Source organism: Jejudonia soesokkakensis, from assembly GCF_042664795.1.
In the GTDB taxonomy this organism is placed as follows: domain Bacteria; phylum Bacteroidota; class Bacteroidia; order Flavobacteriales; family Flavobacteriaceae; genus Jejudonia; species Jejudonia soesokkakensis.
This window is the reverse complement of record NZ_JBHTBN010000006.1, coordinates 62,933-84,372: the sequence shown is the minus strand read 5'-3', so window position 1 is coordinate 84,372 and position 21,440 is coordinate 62,933. Positions and strand designations below refer to the sequence as shown.

Here is a 21,440-nt window from a genome sequence, read left to right as displayed (position 1 = left end):
ACTGCTAATTAATGGATATAATGTCCAATTTATTAATAATATTAAATGGACATAAATGTTCCTATAAAAGAATTTTTTCTGTGACCAATTCTGAAGGATGTTCCTCTACCTGAGCAAAGTTTGCTACAAAGTACACTAGCAAGCCAACACCTGCTAAATAGAAAATTCGTTCAAAGTAATAGGCTTCTTCAAGGCCAAAAAAGTAAGCTGCCAGTCCAGCAAGATCTGAAAGAATAAAGGCAAAAACAAAATACAGATAAAACAACGGGCGTTTACCAGAGTAGGTTTCAAAATAGGTATAGGCAAAAAGTGCCATAAATAAGATGATCGCACTTTGTAAAAAGAACAGAATAAGTTGAAGGCTATTATCCAATACGGGTATGACAATATCTGAAAGATAGTACACATTAAAAATATTTAACGCAACAAGCCCAATCGTAAAAAGAATAATTTTGGGGCTAAACACAAATAATTTAAGTCTTCGTAGAATAAAATAGGTAATCACTAAATAGGCCCCAATCGTTCCAAAAAATGAAATGGTTCTAAAAATTGGAACTTCATAATTTATGATACAAATATCTCGTAACAACAAGAAAAAAAGCGCAATAGAGATAAAATTATTTGTAAAATTCCTTTTAAATAATAATAGCGTTAAAAATATAAGCATTGAGATGACGCGAATCCATCTACTAAATATGATATCTAATGCGTAGATAACTACTACATTGATTATGATTAAAAGTATTGCTATGTTTAATAATGAAAATACATTTCTTGTAACTCGAGTCCCCATCTTAAGTTAAGTTATTTAGTTGATTGATACTGATAAATATATAGGTTTTTTCCTACAAATCAATTTTAATTACGAAAAAAAGCAGGCTTTGGTTTTCCATTATCCTTATTTTTGAAAAAAAATACCATGCAATTTCATAAAGTTCCACAATTAAAATATACAGATTCTAATACTTTTTTTTTACTAGCAGGACCCTGTGCCATAGAAGGAGAAGAGATGGCAATGCGTATTGCTGAAAAAGTTATTAAAATAACAGACACGCTAAAGATTCCTTATGTATTTAAAGGAAGCTTTAAAAAAGCGAATCGAAGTAGGATTGATAGTTTTACTGGAATTGGAGATGAAAAGGCGTTAAAAATTCTTCGGAAAGTTTCTGAAACGTTTCATGTACCTACGGTTACAGATATACATGAAGTAAGTGATGCTGCCTTAGCGGCAGAATATGTAGACATTTTGCAGATACCCGCTTTTTTAGTACGTCAAACAGATTTAGTAGTTGCTGCAGCCCAAACAGGCAAAGTGGTAAACCTTAAAAAAGGACAATTTATGAGTCCTGAAAGTATGAAGCACGCCGTAACTAAAGTAACAGATTGTAACAATGATCAGGTAATGATCACAGACCGTGGAACCATGTTTGGATATCAGGATATGATTGTTGATTTTAGAGGGATTCCAACCATGAAAGAATATGCGCCAGTCGTTCTGGACGTAACCCATAGTTTACAACAACCCAACCAAACAGTTGGAGTTACTGGAGGTCGTCCAGAAATGATAAGCACCATTGCACGTGCGGGAATTGCTGCGGGAGCCGATGGGTTATTTATTGAAACTCACTTCGATCCAGCCAATGCAAAAAGCGATGGCGCCAATATGCTCGATTTAAGCAAGCTTGAAAAACTATTAACAGATTTAGTTGCTATTCGAAAAACAATCAACCAGCTGTAAAACCCTTGGTTTTAGTTCTATTGGCTTCTTCAAGACACTCAATAAGTATCTGTGCATCGATATCCTCGGGTTTGTAATACCGTAATGATTTTACAAATTTTCGGTTTTCAGATATAAGTAGGTCCATGTGGATATTAAAATTTTTTCGTGCCCAGAAGCAGACATCCAAATATCCTTTAGTCACATTGAGATAACAAATGGGACAACCCTTACTATAATAAATAGGTAAGCTCCATTTATAAAGTAACTCAGGATCTGGAAGCGTCGATTCAATAATTACTTGAACTTCCAATAACATCGATTTAAAAGGCTCTGGTTGTTTAAGAATATATTCTTCCGCAGGTTTCATTGATTAAAAATTAAATTTCCAATAAACTTTTATAAACAAACTTTTGCCTGTTTCTTTGTAAAAAGAAATAATTAGAAAATAATGAGAAATATAGCTTTTTTTATTTTATTAATCTCTACGCTCGCCTGTAAGGAAGGTAAGAATACTTCAGAACCTTCACCAGAATTATCACAATCTTATTTAAAAGAAACGCTTCAAATTAATGATAGTATTAAAAGAATTATTAGTTCAGTAAATTTTAGGCACCATCCGTATGAAATTTCTGAAAAACTAAAGCTAATTGAAGCTGAAGTCAATCAATCAAAAGCCATAAACAAGCTATCTCCAACATTATATGTAGAGTATGGACAAGTTTTATTACAGGCTGGGAAAACTCAAGAAGCAATAAATGTGTTAGAAGAGATATTAGAACTATTGCCTCAGAATAAAAAAATTAATTCCAATACCAAAACATTACATGACTTTTTAGCTATTGCATATATGAGGCTTGGCGAACAGACTAACTGTATCGAAAATCATTCAACAGAATCGTGTTTATTTCCTATTAAAGGAAAAGGAGTACATATCAATAAATCGGGTTCAGAAAATGCAATTAACATATATAAAAATATTTTAGAAGTATTTCCAGAAGATTATCAAAGTAAATGGTTGTTAAATCTAGCGTATATGACTCTTGGAGAATATCCAGAGGGTGTTCCTAAAAATTTACTTATTGATCCCAGCGTTTTTACTCCCGAATATGAAGGTATAGATCTTTTTGAAAATATTTCAATGAATTTAGGAGTAGATGTTAATAATTTAGCTGGGGGCGCAGTAACAGATGATTTTAATAATGATGGCTATATTGATATTATTGCGACATCCTGGGATTTAAAAGGAGATACACATTATTTTGAAAATGATGGAGCAGGAAATTTTAAAGATAAAACAGTTGAAAGTGGTCTTGAAGACGTTACAGGAGGTCTAAATGTAATTCAGGCAGACTATAACAATGATGGGTTTCTTGACCTGTATATAATTAGAGGAGCCTGGAGTGGATATAAAATGCTTGGGCAATTACCTAACTCTTTATTAAAAAATAATGGGAATGGAACCTTTACAGATGTTACTATATCTTCCAACTTATACACAGAATCTCCAACACAAGCTGCAGTTTGGTTTGATTTTAATGTAGATGGGTGGCTTGATTTATTTGTAGGAAATGAAACCCATACGCCTCAAGAAAAAAATTCTTCACAATTATTTTTAAATAACAAAAATGGAACTTTTACAGATATTGCACCACAATTAGGTTTAAATATTACAAAATATGTAAAGGGTGTGTCTACAGGAGATATAAATAACGACGGACTTCCAGATTTATATATTTCAATTTTAGATGATGAAAACCTTCTGTACCTTAATAATGGTTTAATTAAAGGGCAATGGCAATTTGAAGAGATTGCTTCAGCCGCAAATGTTGAAGAACCAATTCAGAGCTTTCCGACATGGTTTTTTGATTTCGATAATGACGGCTGGGATGATTTATTCGTTTCAAGTTATGATACAGAAATGTTCAGAGACCAAGGTGGTCAAGTAGCAAGAGATTATCTTAATAAACCTGTTCAATCAGATTTTCCAAGGATGTATAAAAATAATAAAGATGGCACGTATAGCAATGTAACTAAACAAGTAAGCCTAGATCACGTTTTACCAACCATGGGTTGTAATTATGGTGATATTGATAATGATGGAAACCTAGATTTTTATTTAGGAACGGGGGCTCCAGATTTTCGTTCTATCGTGCCCAATAGAATGTTTAGGAATGCAGATGGAAAAATCTTTCAGGATATCACCTATGCAGGGAATTTTGGTCACATACAGAAAGGTCATGGTGTAGCATTTGCAGATTTAGATAATGATGGTGATCAAGATATATACACTGTGATGGGTGGGAGTGTTTCAGGAGATATATTTCAGAATGCACTGTTTGAAAATCCAGGCAATAGAAACAAATCAATAACATTACGTTTAAAAGGAACAACATCAAATCGATCTGCTATTGGAGCAAAAATAAAATTAACAATAGTTTCTATAAACGGAACAACTAGAGATATCTACAATACTGTAAGTTCAGGAGGAAGTTTTGGGTCAAATAGTTTACAAGCAGAAATTGGTCTTGGAGATGCAACTCAAATAAAAAATATAGCTATAAAATGGCCAAATGGTAGTAAAAATTATGTATCCTATGGTGCTATCGAACTTAAAGAAAATCTACTTTTAAATATTACAGAAGGTGAAATCACCTATGAAGTTTTAAAACTGACCCCTTTTTACTTCAATAAAATGGTACATACTTCGAACCATAATCATTGATTATTTAAAAAAAAATTAACACGTTCCTATTTTATTTCTCACTTAAATAAGCTTACTTTGTTTTTCAAAGTACTTTTATTATGAGCGAAAAAGAATATTTAAAAGACATTAGCGAAATCAAAAATTTGATGAGTCGCTCTTCCCGTTTTATCTCGCTTAGCGGCCTATCTGGCATTATGGCGGGAATTTACGCGTTGATTGGAGGTGCTGTCGCGTATTGGTTGGTAGCCAATTCTGGCCAAGAATATCTAATTCTTGACGGATACGTGTTTCGTTTAATCTTATTGGATTTATTTCTCATCGCTTTCTTTAGTATTATCACAGCCATATACTTGACAACAAAAAAGGCAAAAAAGAATGGAGAAAAAGTATGGGATACAGCTTCCCGAAGATTGATATTAAACTTTTTAATTCCATTAGTGGCAGGAGGTATCTATATACTTATCATTCTTAATCAGCAGAAATACGGACAAACCGGTGCGTTAATGCTTATTTTTTATGGCCTCGCTCTTATCAATGCTTCAAAATATACCATTAGTAATGTTCGCTATTTAGGAGTTACTGAAATCATTTTAGGACTTATTTGTGCGTTGTTTCCAGGATACGGATTCTGGCTTTGGAATTTAGGCTTCGGTGTGATGCATATTATCTACGGAAGTCTTATCTATGTACAGGAAAAGAAACAGTAGTGGGAATTATTGATAACATAAATAAACTATTTGACCATCGCATACGCCTTGGAATCATGTCAATCCTTATGGTCAACGACGATGCAGATTTTACAAGACTGAAAGAGTTATTGGATGTTACCGATGGAAACCTGGCCAGTCATATCAAAGCATTAGAAAAAGAAGAATACATTTTGGTCGAAAAAAAATTCATAGACCGAAAACCTAATACCAGCTATAGTGCTACAAAACTAGGGAGAGCAGCATTTAAAAGACATATTGAAGCATTAGAAAATTTAATACGAAAAAAATAAAACTATTTTTTTATTAATACACTTTGAAATACAAAGTACTTTATGACACAGCAACGCAAACAATTTATTCAGTGGCTTTTTGAGATCACCCAAAAATTCTACCTACGTTTTAAAAGAAAGCGTCCGTGGAATATTTCTAGGCAGCAGCTATTACAAATGCCAAAAAATACAGTTGGATATGCCCTAGGAAAGTTTCTTGATTCCCAAGGATTTGAGTTAATCCCTAAAGTAGAACGACACGATGCTTATCATTTACTCACGGGTTTTAGCACCTCTGTAGAAGATGAAATTGCATTACAATATCTCTGCTTCGGAAATGGGAAACGCACTCCGTATTTGCTAGGGGTACTCCTCTTAGGAACGCTACTGCTACCCGACTATCTTTCGTACTACCGTAAAGCTTTCAGCATTGGGAAAGCAAGCAACTCTTTTCATCATTACGAGTATAAAAAGGTGCTTTCGTGGGATTACGGCAATTTTCGAAAGTCTATTTTTTCAGTTGCGCTTTCAGAACAATTACAAAAAATTCAACATCAATATTCAACCCATAAAATTTAACCCTTGAAAAGAAACCTCATCCTATTTGTTCTACTACTCATTGCTGAAATTGCCATCGCCCTCTTTCATTTTCACAAATTTGTGAGAGGTTTTATAGGTGATGTTCTTGTGATCCCATTACTCTATTATTTTCTGAAACTTCTCACAAAGTTTTCGACCTTAAAAACGCTAGTAATTGTACTATTGATAGCCTTTAGCATAGAATTTTTACAACTATTTCCAATTTCTGAAACTTTAGAAATCAACAACAACATAATAAACATCATTATAGGAACCACTTTTGACCCAAAGGACCTGCTTGCTTACTTCATTGGCGGTATAGGAGTGTTTACTATAGAAAATTTTAAAAAATGACACACATAAAAACGTTGGTTTTCAATCATTTTAAAACCCTTTTTACAATTCTAGGTATAACAACGCTTAGCCTTTTTTTACTCATGATACGCCTTAAATTGACGCACTCATTCTTTTTGTTATTTTTGGTCTGGAATTTATTTTTAGCATTCATTCCGTTTGCTATTACATTTTATTTAAAAAACACCACAAAGCTTTCAGGAGGGAAACTCGGTTTTTGGTTTTTTATCTGGTTGCTGTTTTTGCCTAATGCACCTTACATTGTCACAGACCTTATCCACCTTCAGTTAAGTGAAGGACTTCTTATACTTCTAGATATTCTTGTTATTGGTTTATTTGCGCTTAGCGGACTATATTGTTACTTTATGACGGTTCGAGATATGAAAGAACTCGTTTCCAAATTTCTTTCAGAAAGAATAGTAACTTTTCTCTTCATTATAACTCCTTTTCTATGTGGTTTTGGAATCTATTTAGGCAGAGTGCTACGATTTAATTCGTGGGACTTACTTAACAATCCAGTTTTGTTACTTTCAGAAATTATACATTGCATCATTCACCCTATTGAACATTGGGCGGCGTGGACTATAACAGTAGGATTTGGTGTATTCCTAACTATAGTTTCTAAGCCAAAAATAAAGTAATAACATAAAGCATCAATTATTGTAAGTATAGTCCTACATTATAATTATTTTTAACCAATATTTTGGTTTTTTGACCGTAAAAAGATACTTTTAATCGTAAAAGTGTTAGTTGAACCTAGTATATTTGTTATATGCCCCTTCGTTATTACATGCTCGTAGTGATAGCTTTACTTGCTATGCCTCTTTCTTTTTCACAAGAAGAAAGTCGTGTTTTGGCAGATACCTTAACAAAGCACAGAGTTGACACCCTTTCAGACTTTATTACACAACAATTCTTTAAACGAAACTATGACAAAACGATTGAGTTTGGCGAATTAGCACTGCAGTTATCAGAAAATGAAAACTATTATAAAAAATATGCAGCAATATCAAGTTTTATTGGAAATGCGTATTTAGAAATTGAAGACTCGTTACATGCAAAACAAGTTTTTAAACGTTCTGTAGAAAAATCGATCGAACAAAATGATACTATAGGGCAATTGATTTCAGAAATTGATTTTGCAAACTTTTATGCGCTAAGAGAGGAACAATCCTCTAAGAGAAAAGCAATCGCTCTTTACAAAAAATCGATACCCCTTGCTAAAAAAATAAATAGTACAAACAATTTGCTGCTGCTAAATTCAAATATATCTGAACTATACTTGGATTTAGAGGAAACCCAGCTTGCTTCCATCTATGTGAAAGAGACAGAAAAATTTCTTGACACCAAAAACATTTTTGAAGGATATTTAGGAAGTACTGCATTAAACAAAGCGCGTTTGCTTACACAACAAGGAAATTATAAAGAAGCAGAAGAATATTTTAATTCAAGTTTAAAAATTTTTGAAAAAATAAATTACCTAGACGGAATTATCGATGTGTTTAATTATGCTGTTGAGAATGCTGCATTGCAAAATGATTATAGAAAAGCATTTAATTTACAAGCACAGCTAGATAAATTTGAATTAGAAAAATATAAAGAAGATAAAATTGAAGCGGTTCAAACCGTTACTACCCGATTTAAATTAGAAGAAGTTAAAACCGAATTACAGGAGGAAAAATTATTGAGTGAACTCAAAGAAGAACAAGCAAGACAAGAAACTACATTTTTCTGGGTTAAAATTGCGTCGTTTATTTTATTATTATTCTTTGGCTTTATGCTGTATGCATATATAAAAAGAAGGCGATTATTGTCCAACCTTTTACTAAAAAATAAGCAATATCTTGAAGAAAAAGAACGTTCAGAAAGACTTTACAAAGCTAGAAATAAACTATTTTCAAACATTACTCATGAGTTAAGGACCCCCATGTATGGCATCATTGGCATCTCAAATTTGCTTTTGGAAAAAGATACATTTAAATCTGAAAGAGAAAATCTGAAATCACTAAAATTTTCTGCAGACTATCTTTTATCGCTGGTCAATAATATTTTACATTTTAATCATTTAGAAAATAACGGCTTAGACACACTCAAAGTGTCAAATTTTGATATTCGATCTCTGGTTTACAATGTGGTTGAAACGTCTAAATACCTAAGCGAAGATCATCCTAATGTATATGACGTATCTATAGACAATTCAATTCCTAATATAATTAGAGGTGATGAAGTAAAATTATCTCAAATACTTATTAATCTGGTCGGGAATGCATCAAAATTTACAAATGATGGTAAGATATGGATACAATTAAATGAAATTTCAAGAAATTCAGAAAAAATTGAAATTAGTTTTAAAATAAAGGATACTGGACGCGGTATGGATAAACACACAATCTCAAACATATTTGAAACGTATTCTCCATCAGTAAATAGGCAAAACTTTATGGGAGCTGGACTTGGCCTCCCAATCGTAAAAAAACTATTAGAACAACAAAATTCATCCTTAGAATTGGAAAGTGAAATAGGATTAGGAACAACCGTGTCATTTTCATTATCCTTCGGGATTGAAGAAGGAACTAATAAAAATTCTGATGTGCTTTCATTTGATGAAACAACATTTCAAGGCCTTACCATCTTAGTGGTTGATGATAATAAGATCAATCAATTAGTTACTAAAAAATTTGTCGAAAGGTATGGGGCTAATTGTTTGATTGCTAAGAGTGGTGAAGAAGCAATAGAAATTACAAGAAATGAGAAATTAGATTTTATTTTAATGGATATTAATATGCCAGAAATGAATGGTTTTGAAGCTGCTGAAATTATTAGATCCTTTAATAAGCATATTCCAATAGTTGCCCTTACAGCTGTTGAGAAAGAAAAAGTGATGGGAGAAAATTCATTTAATTTAATGAACGATATTATTATAAAACCCTATTCTAATAATGATTTTCTTAAAACAGTACTCAACAATTTAAAGTTAACTCATTAAATTACAGTCAAAGTTTTGTCATTTATATATATTTATGAATGATATATTGTGTAATTGATATATACTATGCTTTATTAGTATAAAAATTGCTGCTCATAGACCTATAGTTTTGTCAACTATAAAATGATAACAAATTGCTTGAGAGAAAATTAGCTATAATAAACGAATTGATAAATAGTATGTCATAAGTGGTTATCAATCTAATTTTCATTGATTATAATCACATAAAAGTAGTAAAGCAGACCGCAGCAAAATGCTATAGGCTGAATCTAAAAAAAACTCAATAATTAAATTATTGAGTTTTTCTTCTTTTTAGAATTAATGTCTACTTACGACTAACCACCTTTCAAGTTGACCGTCATACATTATTTTAACCATCTCGTATCGTTTTAAATTAACATCATTCCCATCTGCTAACAAAAACTGATTTACCGTTTGAGAGTTACTATCTTCACTTTTTAATCTTAATTCACCACTAACAGAATACAAGGTCACAGTATACCCGTCTGCATCCATGGGAGAGGCAAAACCAGACATATCAATTCCTGTTATTTCTAAATCTCCATTAGTATTAGTAATCCTAACGGTAGGTCTTCCGTTTCCTGTACCACCTGGCCATATAATATCTACAGCATCATGAAGAATATTGGATACAGCGTCTGGTCTGTTGTATATCTCCTCCTGCCTATGATTATATTTAATTACATTATTTTCAAGATATAAGTTCTCATCTAGGGTAACTTCTACCAAGTTACCACTAGCATCTACTCCAATAATAGAAGTTGCTTCTAGAGATCTTTCTGGAGAAGTTGTCATTTTCCTAACACGCAAAGTGCCGTTTATATCCAAATCAGCTGTGGGTTCAACAGTATTAATACCTACTTGAGAAGTGGCATAAAATGAAATCAATAAAAGGAAAATTAGGGGCGTAATTTTTTTCATTGTGATTTTGTTAGTCTTCAAAAATAAACCGATTATCGACAAAAAAAAATAATTAGGTAAGAAAATTCTTATTTTTAATATTTTTTTATGAATTATGTTAGTGTCCTATTGAATATTGTTAAACTATTGAAATTCTTAGTATATAAATTCAATAAATCGTTCTTCTCTTACTTTTGCAATTTTTTTAAAGATCTTCCCCATCAACATATTGCTGTAAATAACTAAATCGTTTGGTAAGCGTACCTTCTTTCGTGGTCATTCGGGCGCGATGTAATATCCCTTCCCTATCGTTATTAAAAAATGCAGGAATGACATGGTCTAAAAACATATCACCAAATCCTTCACTGGCATCTTTGGGTAATTCGCAGGGAAGATTATCTACTGCCATAACGGTAATTGCATTGGGTGCATTAAAAGGCACTTCTTTCTCTGTGGCTGGATCGTAGCCATAAAATGGAGCTGCAATCGTAGAAGGCCTAATCGTACTTGCTACAGGTCCATCAATATCGCATGAGATATCTGCAATAAGGTTTATTTTAAAATCTGGATGTTTGGCATCTTCTCTGCTGAAAAGATACGGTGCGCCGTCCCCGTAAAAATGGCCAGCTATAAAATAGTCGGTTGTTTTTGCATAGGGCATAAAGTTACTTTCGTATCCTGAAGGATCGGTATAAAATTCGTATTTATCGCCCGCCTTCCCATCGCTGCGTTTGTTATATTCCATGACATCAATAAGACAGTAGACAGGTTCAGAAAAATCTGAAGTAAGATAAACCGTATCACTTACTTCTTTAATTCCTAAATGATCCAAGATCTCTTTAGCGCCTAAGGCAACTTTTCCTGTTCCGGAAAGGCATATTTTAATAGGGGGAAGCGTGATTTTATCCAGTTCGGCTTTTACGCCATCCAGATCTGCAAGTGATTCTACTTTAGGTAAGCTAAACAAATTGTCGCGCAGCCCTAAAGCTCTAAATCCATTATAGGCTCCTACCAATCCGGCATACCTACCAAATCCTATGAGTCGTGCTCCATTTTCCTGCACTATAGTCTCATGATCGTACAACTCTATTTTTTTATCTAAAACGGCTTTAAGAAGGTTCCGGTTATAGGGTTGTTTTTTGATGGTATGGCTGAAAAAAAAGTATTTTTTATTTGGAATTAATGCATCGACCGGCACTTCTTTCACTCCCAGCATGACATCTGCGGCTGACACATCGTCCTGTACCGAAATTCCCGCAGCGGAATAGGCTTCATTTGAAAAAACTCGAATGTCGCTAGCTTCTACAACGATCTGTGCTTCTGGGAACTGACGTTTCATTTCTTGACACTTTTGTGGAGAAAATACAACGCGGCGGTCTGGCGGATTTTTACATTCTTTGATGATAGCAAAGGTTACAGGCATCTGGTATGGATTTTGTGATTTCTATAAGGGTACGAAGATACTATTTTTGGTTATCTTTGATATCTGTTTTTGCAAGTCCTGTTTGGTTTATTTTTTCTGAAAAGGGTGCGTAAGAACGACCGCGTGAGGGATAGAGGTACCGTACCGTGTACGACCGAAAGCCCGACCCGAATGTCATCCTGAGCTTGTCGAAGGATCAAGAGGGGCACGCCATAAGGATCTTTGAAAAATCCAAGGTGTCATATTCATTAGGCAGTACTCGTATAAATTACTGAGACCTGATTACTGAATACTGATAACTAAAAATGGGGCCGACTGGTTTTGACAGCGGGTCTAATGGTATAGTAAGCATGTAGAGCGCTGGGAAACAGCTCTTAAATCTCATTTTTCACACTTTTTAAACGGCGAGAATAACTACGCCCTAGCAGCATAATCTGAATTATAGTAAGATGTGCCTCGGCTCGTAAGACGAGCATGCAGGAAGTCACTCAAACACCTTGGTTTACGGTTTTTGATTTAGTGGCTTCGTAAAAGTAAACCTAGCTTGTGTGGGGCTTTGACACACTTGCGAAACTCAAAGTGAAGATAAGGAGTGCGTTGGTAGTTTTTGACCGGCAATCTCACGAAAACCTAAACAGAAACTAAACATGTAGAAAGCGGTGCTATTGCACGTTTGGACGAGGGTTCGAATCCCTCCGGCTCCACGATCACTCACAACTGCGTTGTGAATGAAAACATAATAAACCCATCAAGCTTGCTTGTTTGGGTTTTGTTGTTTTTAGTCATTAGTGCTGCAAGCACTTGCAGTTGTATTTTCAGGACTGAAGCTACTAGTGATCATATTTTAGTAATCCCTCCGGCTCCACCTTCGCTCGCCGAAACTTTGCTCTTTTTACAATGTGTAGGCGAGTTTTTTATTATATCTCTATTAATTATATTTACTGCGAGCTTCGGTGGACGCAGTCCACTATTTATTCTCAAATAATGGGTTTATGGACTGTATACATTATTAAATGTAATGATGAAAGTTATTATGTGAGGTGTACTTCAAATCTTGAAGAAAGATTAAAAAGTCATCGGAATGGATATGTTATTTCAACTAAATATAGAACTCCTATACAATTGATTACATATATAAATTTTAATGATAAATATAAAGCTTACAACTTTGAAAAATATCTTAAATCTGGTTCTGGCAGAGCTTTTATGAACAAAAGATTTATATGACATTCAGCCAACATCCCAGAGGAAGTACGGGCAAACTCCATTATTATCTATTAAGCAATGGCCTTAACGTTTCCCACAGTGTGTTCGCCACTATTTTATGACCTTCGATGGTTGGATGTATGCCATCTGCCTGATTTAAGGCAGCAACTCCGCCAATATCTTTCAGGATAAAAGGAATAAATGCCAGGTTATTTTTTTCTGCCAAATCCGCATAGAGTTGTCTGAAACCACTCGTATACTCCTGCCCCATATTAGGAGGTAGTTCCATCCCCGCAAGAATAATTTGGGTATCCGGACTTTGTGCTCTTACCACATCGATGATTGCCTGAAGGTTTGACTTCGTTTCAGACAAGGGAACGCCACGCAGTCCATCATTGGCACCTAGTTCTAATACAAAAATGGCCACCTCTTGATTGATTACCCAATCAATCCTACTTCTACCGCCTGCTGTGGTTTCACCACTTACACCAGAATTGATCACGGTATATTTTAAATCTAACGAATCTATTTTTTGCTGTATAACTCCTGGAAATGCATCATCGCTATCATCCAGTCCATATCCAGCAGTAATACTATCTCCAAAAAATAAGATGTTTTTTGTGGCAGCAATTGTGGCTGAAGTTTCTTCAGACTGCTCTGTAGTATTTAGATCTTCATTGGTAACTTCTTTTTTTACATCGCCACAAGAAAGCAACACTATTGCCATAAAAAAATAACTAAACTTTAAGAGTTTCAGCACCCATGACATTGGTAATTTAAAAGGGAATTGTGTATTATGCGTCTTCAACATTTGTGGGTATTTAAATTAAAACCATGTCAAAGATATTAAAGATTACCGGTTTGGAAAAAACATATACTAGTGGTGACAGGCAACTTACAGTACTGCAAGACATCACTTTTGAAGTGGATAGCGGACAGACCTTTTCTATTGTAGGACCTTCAGGAAGTGGTAAAACAACTCTTTTGGGACTTTGCGCTGGTTTAGAATCTCCTAATGCTGGGACCGTACATTTATGTGGTCATGATTTAAATAGTCTGGAGGAAGACCAACGTGCGCTGTTACGAAATAAAGAAGTGGGATTTATATTTCAGAATTTTCAGTTGTTACCCACACTCACAGCACTTGAAAATGTGAGTGTCCCTTTAGAGTTACAAGGGGATACAACAGCTATAAAAAAAAGCAGGGAGCTTCTAGAAAAAGTGGGCTTGGCAGATCGTGTGCACCACTATCCCTCGCAATTATCGGGAGGTGAACAGCAACGGGTGGCGTTAGCTCGTGCCTTTGCAAATACCCCTTCCATCTTATTTGCAGATGAACCAACAGGAAATCTAGATGCCGAAACTGGCGAGAAGGTTATTCAGTTATTATTAGACCTTAATAAAGAAAGCGGTACTACGCTGGTCATTATAACTCACGATATGGAATTAGCCAACCGTACTCAGCAAATAGTAAAGCTAAAAGGCGGAAAAATAGTTAGTAATCAAGCTACTTTAGTATTGTGAAGATAGCTACTCCCAATAAAAACCTATCAGTTGCGTGGTTATTTAAAATGGCGTGGCGTGATGCCAAAGCCAGTAAGGTGCGTTTGCTGCTTTTTATGGCTTCCATTATTCTTGGGATTGGAGCCGTTGTTGCTATCCAATTATTCAGCACTAATTTAAAAGACAATATTCAGCGTCAATCAAAATCGCTGATGGGTGCCGATTTTATAATTGATTCAGATCAACTCCCTACCGAACGAACTCAGGCGATCATTGACTCATTGGCTCCGGATGCTTTTGAAGTCAATTTTGTATCGATGATTGCCTTTCCGAAGCAAGGAGGCACTAAACTCGTAAAAGTTCGCGGGCTAGAAGGAGACTTCCCTTTTTACGGAAGTCTGGACACCCAACCTGCTGCTGTAGCAACCAGCTATCAAACGACTGGCGGTGCATTGGTAGATGCGACATTGATGCTTCAGTTTGATGTAAAGCCCGGCGATTCTATAAAAATTGGTGATGTCACGCTGCCCATAGCAGGTGCTTTAACGTCAATTCCGGGTAGCTCTGCCCTATCCACTTCGGTAGCGCCACCTGTGGTCATTCCGTATCGATACATAGACGCTACTAATCTGATACAATTTGGAAGCCGAAAAGAATACCAGTATTTCTTTAAAGTGTCTGACACGGTCAACCTAAACCGACTTGAAGATCAACTTGAACCTACGCTGGATCTAGAAAATGCTGATCTGGACACCCATACCAGCACCACCCGACGTCTGGGCCGACGGTATGACAACGTAGGTAAATTCTTAAACTTAGCTGCGTTTATCGCTCTGCTGCTAGGTTGTATTGGAATTGCTAGTTCTGTGCATATCTACATCAAAGAAAAACTTAGAGCAATTGCCATCTTAAAATGTATGGGTGCTACCAAACTTCAGAGTTTTTTAGTATTCCTCATACAAATTGCTGGTATTGGAGTTTTAGGAGGGCTTAGTGGATCGTTCATTGGTGTGGGCATTCAGCAATTGTTCCCTTACCTGCTGGAAGAATTTTTACCTTTTTCCCTAACCATCACCATCAGTGCCCAGCCAATTATAATTGGTATCGTACTTGGATTATGTATGGCAGTATTATTTGCATTGCTTCCTTTGTTACGAACCTGGTATATATCTCCTTTAGAGGTTTTGCGGGTAGATGAAAATCAGGCAACCCCTCCACAAAAAGTTCAGATAGTAGTATATGGTACTATAGTACTTTTTCTATTTCTGTTCTCTTTCTGGCTTATTGGAGATGCGTTGTATGCGCTGTATTTTATAGGCGGAACCTTAGTTACTTTTACTGTATTGGCAGCTGTTGCCATCTTTTTTATCTCCATGGTAAAGCGGTACTTTCCGAAGGGATGGAGTTTTGAAGCACGCCAAAGTCTGCTCAATCTTTTTAGACCTAACAATCAAACCATCGTACTTGTAGTTGCTATAGGGTTGGGAACATTTTTAATAAGCACTCTATATTTTACCAAAGATATGTTGCTGGCTAAAGCAGAGATGGGGCAGGCTGATACATCTGCCAATATGATTATTCTAGATGTACAGCCCCAACAGCGCGACTCGGTAACTAACACTATATCCACCAAGAAACTGCCACTTGCAAGTAGCATTCCGTTAGTCACCATGCGTATGCATAGCCTTAACGGAAGGTTGGTCAATGACATACGCCAAGATACCACAAGAGCGATTCGCGGTTGGATTTTAAATCATGAATTTAGAACCACCTATCGGGATTCACTAATTCCTACTGAAACTTTGGTCGTGGGTACTTGGACTTCTCAAACCAATCCAGGGGATGTGGTACCGATTTCAATTTCAGAAAATCTTGCTGAAGATGCAAAACTGAAACTAGGCGATCCCGTTGTGTTTAATGTGCAAGGGGTATTACTGGAAACTATCGTAGGAAGCATACGCCAGGTAGATTGGGCACAAATGCAACTTAATTTTAGCATTGTTTTCCCAGTAGGCGTGCTTGAAAAAGCGCCCCAGTTTTATGTTTTCTCCACCTATGTTCCTAACGAACAAGAATCAGCCGACTTGCAACAGGATCTGGTTGCCAACTTTCCGAATGTGACCATTATTGATTTGCGACAGGTATTTACGCTGGTGGAGGAAATCTTAGATCAGGTTTCTTGGGTTATTAACTTTATGGCATTTTTTAGCATCCTTACGGGTCTAATTGTATTAATTGGTTCGGTACGCACCAGCAAATACCAACGTATAAAAGAAAGTGTCTTGCTTCGCACTTTGGGTGCCAACAACAAACAAATTTTAAAGATTGCTGCTTTAGAATATATTTACTTAGGGTTTATTGGTAGCCTGGTGGGTATTGTGCTAGCAGTGCTGGGCAGTCTTTGCCTTGCCTTATTTGTATTTGATGTAGCTTTTGTTCCTTCCTACCTTCCATTTGTCGTGTTTTTACCAGGAATTACAATACTTGTCCTGCTCATTGGCTTAAGTAATATCCAGACTGTCTTACGAAGTTCACCTTTGGAAGTACTTCGTAAGGAAGCGTAGTAAGTAAGCTCACTTATAATTAAAAAAGGAAAACCATTTTATTGTTGGCTACCAACAAGTTACTGTATAGAAAAGTTAAACAATGTAGTTCTTTTATAAAAGTAGTTTATACTTGCATCCATACCCTTATGCCTTGCTGATTCTCTAAGAATTGTGAATAAGTAGATATAAAAAAACTACTGCTTTTAGATTAAATTCCTTTCAAAACAGTACTTTTAGTTGTGATATAAGGCGTTAGCCACAAGCATGACAAACATTGATGAAAAAAATTGACCTTCATACACATACAATACCTACAGATAGCGATAGTGACTTTGAATTTAGCTTACCAAAAGTCAAAGAATATGTAGAAAGGTTAGAACTTGACGCCATTGCAATAACCAATCATAATACGTTTGATTCAAAGCAGTATTTTGAAATTCGGAATAGCTTATCGATTACAGTTTTTCCAGGAATAGAAGTTGACCTGGAAGGTGGTCATATTCTTGTAATTACTGACCCAAGTGAATTTGAAATTCCTGATTTTGAACTTAGGTGCAACAAAATTTCTAGTATCATTCGAACAAGTGAAGACACCTTATCAATTGACCAATTCAACGAAATTTTTCCAGATTTATCGAAATATATACTAATACCACATACCGATAAAAAACCAAATATAAAACAAGAAACAGTTGATGCTTTAAAGCCTCATATAACAGCTGGCGAAGTTGCAAGTGTCTCTAAATTTAAACGTGCATTAAAAGATGACAATGGTTTAGTTCCAGTCATATTTAGTGATGTTCGTTTTAAAGTTCAATTAACTAATTTCCCTTCACGCCAAACTTATATTGACTTAAATGACATATCACTTTCAGGAATTAAGTCTTGTTTATTCGATAGAAGTAAAATATCATTAACTAAAGAAAGTGGAAATGATTTTTTTCAAGCAACAGACGATGGACTCGTATTATCCACAGGCTTAACAATTATTTTGGGAGAAAGGTCGTCTGGCAAATCTGTAACATTGAACAAAATATCTGCATCGTCAGGTAATGCAAAATATATTAAACAGTTTTCACTACTGCATAATGATGAACAACAATTTAATGATACCAATAACGCCAGACTTAGTTTAGTTCGTCATAAATTTTTAGGAGAATTTAGAAAAGTAGTTGAAAAAATTGTTCAGGTAGACTTAGAACAAAACCACATAGATATAGAAAACTATCTCGAATCGCTAAAGAAATTCGCATCTGAAAACGAGAAAAAAGACCTTTATTCCAAATGTGTAATATTTAGCGAAAATGCTTTTATAATCAATGATTTAAGCAATTTAGACAAAGTTATAAAAGCGGTTGAAACCTTAATTAAAAACAATGAATATCAAGATATAATCCAAAAACATTTAGAATCTAAAAAATTAAAGAGCTTAGCGATTGAGCTAAATCAAAAAGCTTTCGATTCAAATGTTGACAATAATAAAAAGAATTGGATTAATTCTTTAACGAGTGATATTACAAGAGAATTAAGAATTAAAACTACTGGTTCTGTAATTGAGGATTTGGACTTTTACAAGATAGCTTTAGATGAAGTGAAAGTAAATAAATTCAATACTGTAGTTTCCGAACTCAAAACAAGCAGAAATATTCATAGAGAGGAGTTAGGAAAATTCTCAATTGTAACTTCTACAAACCAAATTGTAGGAGCTTCAGACCTTCAAAAAATTGGTAGAGATAAAAAAACTTATAGTACTGCTTTTAGTCATTACAATGTATCGGCTTATGAATATTTATTAAAACTTAAGGAGTTAGGCGTTGAAGATGCTAATTTGTTTAATTTTTTCATCAAAATTGAGTCCGTTACATTAAATAAAGATGGTTTTATAGTTTCAGGTGGAGAGCGTTCTGAATTCAATCTAATTCACGAGATTCAAGATGCTACCAAATATGATTTATTACTTATAGATGAACCAGAATCTTCTTTTGACAACAATTTTCTTAATAAAGAAATTAACTCAATAATTAAGCACATTTCCACTTTGATGCCAGTAGTCGTTGTTACTCACAATAGCACGGTTGGTGCTTCCATAAAACCAAATTTTTTAGCGATAACCAAAAAAAGCATAGAAAATGGCGAATTTATTTATCGTATTTACACGGGTTATCCATCAGATAAAGAATTGGTAAGTCCAGATGGGAAAAAAATCGAAAATTATAAAACATTACTTAGCTGTTTGGAGGCAGGTCTCGATGCATATAATGAAAGAAAAGAACAAGCATATGACATACTTAAAAATTGACAATAATAAAGGATTTTATAGAGTTGAAGGAACAACTGAAGAATGGACAGAATTAGACCAAATTAGTAAAGATGATTTACTAAAACTATTGGAAAAGGCGACAACAGAGGAATTCGAAATGGATGAGTACGAAGATGAACTACTGCAAAATCCTGCTCATAATATAATTTACAAGAACATTTATGGAAAATTCACCGAACTTCTAAGTAATAAGACTAGATTTCAAGACAGCGTGAATTTAATGTATAAATCAGCAATTGATAAATACACAATTGAATTAGCTGAGGAAGAAGAAGAATAGGACGAAATGCCAGTGGCTAACAACGTATATAGCTCATAGCTAATTAGTTGCTTAATCGAAGTTAAGGCATATTTGCTAGTCCGCCAAATTTTTTAATTTGGCTTATTGTGAAAAGAAAAGGTAATAAGAAAATCAAAAAATTCGGCTCGTGCTTAACCGAAAAGTAATCGTAAATTTGCACGCTACGAGCCATATACAAGACCGTTGCCAGCAATTAAAAAAACCAACTAAAATGAAAAAAACAGTAGTCCATTTAACAATCCTTTGCTTATTGCTTTTGACATCTTGCTCAAAAAAATTGAATTCCGTTCCAGATAAAACGACTGAACAAATTTCGGCTACATATGAAATTAAGAAGGATGTCTCATACGGAACAGATGCCGAACAGAAAATGGACATCTATCTTTCCAAAGATGCAAAGTCTTACGGAAAGAATAATTACACTATTGTTTTTCTACACGGAGGAGGTTACTATTTAAGCGACAAAAGTGAAGAGGAAAAATACGTTGAACCATATCTAAAAAAAGGATTAAATGTTGTCAATATGAATTACCGATTAAAAAAAGGAATTCCAATCGCGACAACGGATTTGACAAACGCCCTGAATTTTCTAAAAACAAATAACAGTGAGTATGATTTAAACTTGAACAATATAATTGTCACAGGTTTTTCTGCTGGAGCTCACATTGCAACAAATGTTGGTGTATCTCAAAACAATCCTGAATATCCAAATAAACTAAATGACGGAATTGAAATAACTGGAATAATCAATTTTTCGGGTCCAGTAGACGGATTGGATGTCGTGGAAAAGATTTTTTCGGACAATGAAAATGAGTTTTTTAGTGAAATTGGTAAAGCTCTTTTTCCAGAAAGTGAGAGTTATGAATCAAAAGAGAAAATAGCGGTCTACGAACCTATAACCTATTTTGACAAAAACGACCCACCAATATTTTTATGGCACGGAGGTAAAGACAATCAAATTCCACCTCAAACTTTTGAAAAATTCGTTCCTATGCTTAATCAAAATAAAGATTTTGTTATTTACAAGCCAAACGGATTGCACGACCCAAACGATGAAGAATTAAAAGATGCTTATGTAGAAATTTTTAATTTTTTAGATAATTTGTAAATAAAATAACTGCTGGCAACAACGTATATAGCTCATAGCTGGGCAGTTGCTTAATCGAAGTTCAGGCATATTTGCAAAGACCGCCAAATTTTTTAATTTGGCTTATTGATAAAAAAAGGTAATAAGAAAATTAAAAAATTCGGCTCGTGCTCAACCGAATAGTTATCGCTAATTTGCACGCTACGAGCCATATACAAGACCGTTGTATGAAAAGCAAGGATAGCCACAAAAAAACGAAAACTGTTTAGTTTTCGTCTTCAGGTTTAATAAATTCTGATTGATATTTTTCTAAAAATTTCTTTTGTCTTTCAATCATTTGTTGCCTTATCTTGTCAAGATCCATAAAGTCTGAACCAAAATCACTTCCAAAAAAATCGTCATTAAAAAAATTTTTGCTAAAAAGTGAATCTTTTGAAAAAACATCTTCAAACCCTTGATTTTCAAATTGTGAAAAATTGGTAAAAAATCTTGATTTAAAAGATTGCATTAAACTATCCCGCTCCAACAATGATAGAGTATCGTACGTATCATTAGAAGACCAAGAATAAATACTGTCATATCTAATTAAATTTCCATTTTCGTCAAATTCTTTATCTACCTTCCAAGTACCTTTTGGCTCTTCAATTATCTTTTCATCGATTTCGTTTGATTTCGCTTTTAGTTCATTATTTTGACTATTGCAACTAAAATTTAACAAGCCAATTATAAATAATAAAATATAATTTTTCATCACTTTAGGTTTTAAGGATTAACGCTTTAAGTAATATAGAGGAGACCGAGTTATCGGCCT

Annotated in this window: 20 protein-coding genes and 1 other RNA gene; 15 read left to right on the top strand and 6 right to left on the bottom strand. The window is 34.5% G+C overall.

Going from position 1 to position 21,440, the window contains the following annotated elements:
- Window positions 1–61: 61 nt before the first annotated feature.
- Entirely contained in the window at window positions 62–793 is a 732-nt protein-coding gene (locus tag ACFQO1_RS11545) for a hypothetical protein (protein WP_380218287.1), read from the bottom strand.
- A gap of 126 nt (window positions 794–919) precedes the next feature.
- Here ACFQO1_RS11545 and kdsA point away from each other — a divergent pair, with 126 nt between their 5' ends.
- Window positions 920–1,738 (top strand): 3-deoxy-8-phosphooctulonate synthase, encoded by an 819-nt coding sequence (kdsA, locus tag ACFQO1_RS11540; RefSeq protein ID WP_380218286.1) that lies wholly within the window; start codon window positions 920–922, stop codon window positions 1,736–1,738.
- Here kdsA and ACFQO1_RS11535 read toward each other — a convergent pair.
- Complete coding sequence (locus ACFQO1_RS11535; protein ID WP_380218285.1) at window positions 1,725–2,087, bottom strand: DUF1801 domain-containing protein; 363 nt, start codon at window positions 2,085–2,087, stop codon at window positions 1,725–1,727. The two genes, kdsA and ACFQO1_RS11535, sit on opposite strands and share 14 nt — an antisense overlap.
- 81 nt (window positions 2,088–2,168) lie before the next feature.
- On the opposite strand from ACFQO1_RS11535, the gene ACFQO1_RS11530 reads away from it, so the two are divergent.
- The 7 genes from ACFQO1_RS11530 to ACFQO1_RS11500 all read left to right on the top strand — a co-directional run bounded on the left by ACFQO1_RS11530 (window position 2,169) and on the right by ACFQO1_RS11500 (window position 9,322).
- A complete protein-coding gene (locus ACFQO1_RS11530; protein ID WP_380218284.1) occupies window positions 2,169–4,442 on the top strand; it encodes an FG-GAP-like repeat-containing protein in 2,274 nt (757 codons plus the stop codon).
- An 80-nt stretch (window positions 4,443–4,522) separates the two neighbouring features.
- A complete protein-coding gene (locus ACFQO1_RS11525) occupies window positions 4,523–5,131 on the top strand; it encodes a hypothetical protein (RefSeq protein ID WP_380218283.1) in 609 nt (202 codons plus the stop codon).
- A complete protein-coding gene (locus ACFQO1_RS11520) occupies window positions 5,131–5,424 on the top strand; it encodes a winged helix-turn-helix domain-containing protein (protein WP_380218282.1) in 294 nt (97 codons plus the stop codon). The genes ACFQO1_RS11525 and ACFQO1_RS11520 overlap by 1 nt, the downstream gene beginning before the upstream one ends.
- A gap of 42 nt (window positions 5,425–5,466) precedes the next feature.
- On the top strand, window positions 5,467–5,982 hold the full coding sequence (locus ACFQO1_RS11515; protein WP_380218281.1) for a hypothetical protein: 516 nt from the start codon (window positions 5,467–5,469) through the stop codon (window positions 5,980–5,982).
- A 3-nt stretch (window positions 5,983–5,985) separates the two neighbouring features.
- Window positions 5,986–6,336: a ribosomal maturation YjgA family protein gene (locus ACFQO1_RS11510; RefSeq protein ID WP_380218280.1), complete on the top strand. Its 351-nt coding sequence runs from the start codon at window positions 5,986–5,988 to the stop codon at window positions 6,334–6,336.
- On the top strand, window positions 6,333–6,977 hold the full coding sequence (locus ACFQO1_RS11505) for a DUF1361 domain-containing protein (RefSeq protein ID WP_380218277.1): 645 nt from the start codon (window positions 6,333–6,335) through the stop codon (window positions 6,975–6,977). Before ACFQO1_RS11510 ends, ACFQO1_RS11505 begins: the two co-directional genes overlap by 4 nt.
- 149 nt (window positions 6,978–7,126) lie before the next feature.
- Window positions 7,127–9,322: a response regulator gene (locus ACFQO1_RS11500; protein ID WP_380218275.1), complete on the top strand. Its 2,196-nt coding sequence runs from the start codon at window positions 7,127–7,129 to the stop codon at window positions 9,320–9,322.
- 318 nt (window positions 9,323–9,640) lie between these two features.
- Here the strand turns inward: ACFQO1_RS11500 and ACFQO1_RS11495 are convergent, their stop codons facing one another.
- Together ACFQO1_RS11495 and ACFQO1_RS11490 are read right to left on the bottom strand one after the other, a co-directional pair.
- On the bottom strand, window positions 9,641–10,264 hold the full coding sequence (locus ACFQO1_RS11495) for a hypothetical protein (protein ID WP_380218273.1): 624 nt from the start codon (window positions 10,262–10,264) through the stop codon (window positions 9,641–9,643).
- Window positions 10,265–10,448: 184 nt separating this feature from the next.
- On the bottom strand, window positions 10,449–11,666 hold the full coding sequence (locus tag ACFQO1_RS11490) for an NAD(P)-dependent oxidoreductase (RefSeq protein ID WP_380218271.1): 1,218 nt from the start codon (window positions 11,664–11,666) through the stop codon (window positions 10,449–10,451).
- A 307-nt stretch (window positions 11,667–11,973) separates the two neighbouring features.
- On the opposite strand from ACFQO1_RS11490, the gene ssrA reads away from it, so the two are divergent.
- Window positions 11,974–12,373, top strand: a transfer-messenger RNA (tmRNA) gene (gene ssrA / locus ACFQO1_RS11485).
- A gap of 190 nt (window positions 12,374–12,563) precedes the next feature.
- On the top strand, window positions 12,564–12,893 hold the full coding sequence (locus ACFQO1_RS11480; RefSeq protein WP_380218269.1) for a GIY-YIG nuclease family protein: 330 nt from the start codon (window positions 12,564–12,566) through the stop codon (window positions 12,891–12,893).
- 43 nt (window positions 12,894–12,936) lie between these two features.
- On the opposite strand, the gene ACFQO1_RS11475 is transcribed toward ACFQO1_RS11480, so the two are convergent.
- On the bottom strand, window positions 12,937–13,683 hold the full coding sequence (locus ACFQO1_RS11475) for an arylesterase (protein ID WP_380218267.1): 747 nt from the start codon (window positions 13,681–13,683) through the stop codon (window positions 12,937–12,939).
- Between the two features lie 23 nt (window positions 13,684–13,706).
- On the opposite strand from ACFQO1_RS11475, the gene ACFQO1_RS11470 reads away from it, so the two are divergent.
- The 5 genes from ACFQO1_RS11470 (at window position 13,707) to ACFQO1_RS11450 (ending at window position 20,650) form a co-directional block, all read left to right on the top strand.
- Entirely contained in the window at window positions 13,707–14,396 is a 690-nt protein-coding gene (locus tag ACFQO1_RS11470; protein ID WP_380218265.1) for an ABC transporter ATP-binding protein, read from the top strand.
- Between the two features lie 47 nt (window positions 14,397–14,443).
- Window positions 14,444–16,939 carry an ABC transporter permease gene (locus tag ACFQO1_RS11465; RefSeq protein ID WP_380218443.1) on the top strand — a complete coding sequence of 832 codons (2,496 nt, stop codon included), beginning with the start codon at window positions 14,444–14,446 and terminating at the stop codon, window positions 16,937–16,939.
- 259 nt (window positions 16,940–17,198) lie between these two features.
- Window positions 17,199–19,220 (top strand): PHP domain-containing protein, encoded by a 2,022-nt coding sequence (locus ACFQO1_RS11460; RefSeq protein ID WP_380218263.1) that lies wholly within the window; start codon window positions 17,199–17,201, stop codon window positions 19,218–19,220.
- A complete protein-coding gene (locus ACFQO1_RS11455) occupies window positions 19,201–19,521 on the top strand; it encodes a hypothetical protein (RefSeq protein WP_380218261.1) in 321 nt (106 codons plus the stop codon). The genes ACFQO1_RS11460 and ACFQO1_RS11455 overlap by 20 nt, the downstream gene beginning before the upstream one ends.
- A 232-nt stretch (window positions 19,522–19,753) precedes the next feature.
- Window positions 19,754–20,650 carry an alpha/beta hydrolase fold domain-containing protein gene (locus ACFQO1_RS11450; RefSeq protein WP_380218259.1) on the top strand — a complete coding sequence of 299 codons (897 nt, stop codon included), beginning with the start codon at window positions 19,754–19,756 and terminating at the stop codon, window positions 20,648–20,650.
- A 244-nt stretch (window positions 20,651–20,894) separates the two neighbouring features.
- On the opposite strand, the gene ACFQO1_RS11445 is transcribed toward ACFQO1_RS11450, so the two are convergent.
- Entirely contained in the window at window positions 20,895–21,380 is a 486-nt protein-coding gene (locus tag ACFQO1_RS11445; protein WP_380218257.1) for a hypothetical protein, read from the bottom strand.
- Between the last annotated feature and the right edge of the window lie 60 nt (window positions 21,381–21,440).

Excerpts from the sequence above, each read along its gene's own strand:
- ACFQO1_RS11545 (WP_380218287.1), bottom strand. The coding sequence starts at position 793 with ATGGGGACTCGAGTTACAAGAAATGTATTTTCATTATTAAACATAGCA.
- kdsA (WP_380218286.1), top strand. The coding sequence starts at position 920 with ATGCAATTTCATAAAGTTCCACAATTAAAATATACAGATTCTAATACT.
- ACFQO1_RS11535 (WP_380218285.1), bottom strand. The coding sequence starts at position 2,087 with ATGAAACCTGCGGAAGAATATATTCTTAAACAACCAGAGCCTTTTAAA.
- ACFQO1_RS11530 (WP_380218284.1), top strand. The coding sequence starts at position 2,169 with ATGAGAAATATAGCTTTTTTTATTTTATTAATCTCTACGCTCGCCTGT.
- ACFQO1_RS11525 (WP_380218283.1), top strand. The coding sequence starts at position 4,523 with ATGAGCGAAAAAGAATATTTAAAAGACATTAGCGAAATCAAAAATTTG.
- ACFQO1_RS11515 (WP_380218281.1), top strand. The coding sequence starts at position 5,467 with ATGACACAGCAACGCAAACAATTTATTCAGTGGCTTTTTGAGATCACC.
- ACFQO1_RS11505 (WP_380218277.1), top strand. The coding sequence starts at position 6,333 with ATGACACACATAAAAACGTTGGTTTTCAATCATTTTAAAACCCTTTTT.
- ACFQO1_RS11500 (WP_380218275.1), top strand. The coding sequence starts at position 7,127 with ATGCTCGTAGTGATAGCTTTACTTGCTATGCCTCTTTCTTTTTCACAA.
- ACFQO1_RS11495 (WP_380218273.1), bottom strand. The coding sequence starts at position 10,264 with ATGAAAAAAATTACGCCCCTAATTTTCCTTTTATTGATTTCATTTTAT.
- ACFQO1_RS11490 (WP_380218271.1), bottom strand. The coding sequence starts at position 11,666 with ATGCCTGTAACCTTTGCTATCATCAAAGAATGTAAAAATCCGCCAGAC.
- ACFQO1_RS11480 (WP_380218269.1), top strand. The coding sequence starts at position 12,564 with ATGTGTAGGCGAGTTTTTTATTATATCTCTATTAATTATATTTACTGC.
- ACFQO1_RS11475 (WP_380218267.1), bottom strand. The coding sequence starts at position 13,683 with ATGTTGAAGACGCATAATACACAATTCCCTTTTAAATTACCAATGTCA.
- ACFQO1_RS11470 (WP_380218265.1), top strand. The coding sequence starts at position 13,707 with ATGTCAAAGATATTAAAGATTACCGGTTTGGAAAAAACATATACTAGT.
- ACFQO1_RS11465 (WP_380218443.1), top strand. The coding sequence starts at position 14,444 with ATGGCGTGGCGTGATGCCAAAGCCAGTAAGGTGCGTTTGCTGCTTTTT.
- ACFQO1_RS11460 (WP_380218263.1), top strand. The coding sequence starts at position 17,199 with ATGAAAAAAATTGACCTTCATACACATACAATACCTACAGATAGCGAT.
- ACFQO1_RS11455 (WP_380218261.1), top strand. The coding sequence starts at position 19,201 with ATGACATACTTAAAAATTGACAATAATAAAGGATTTTATAGAGTTGAA.
- ACFQO1_RS11450 (WP_380218259.1), top strand. The coding sequence starts at position 19,754 with ATGAAAAAAACAGTAGTCCATTTAACAATCCTTTGCTTATTGCTTTTG.
- ACFQO1_RS11445 (WP_380218257.1), bottom strand. The coding sequence starts at position 21,380 with ATGAAAAATTATATTTTATTATTTATAATTGGCTTGTTAAATTTTAGT.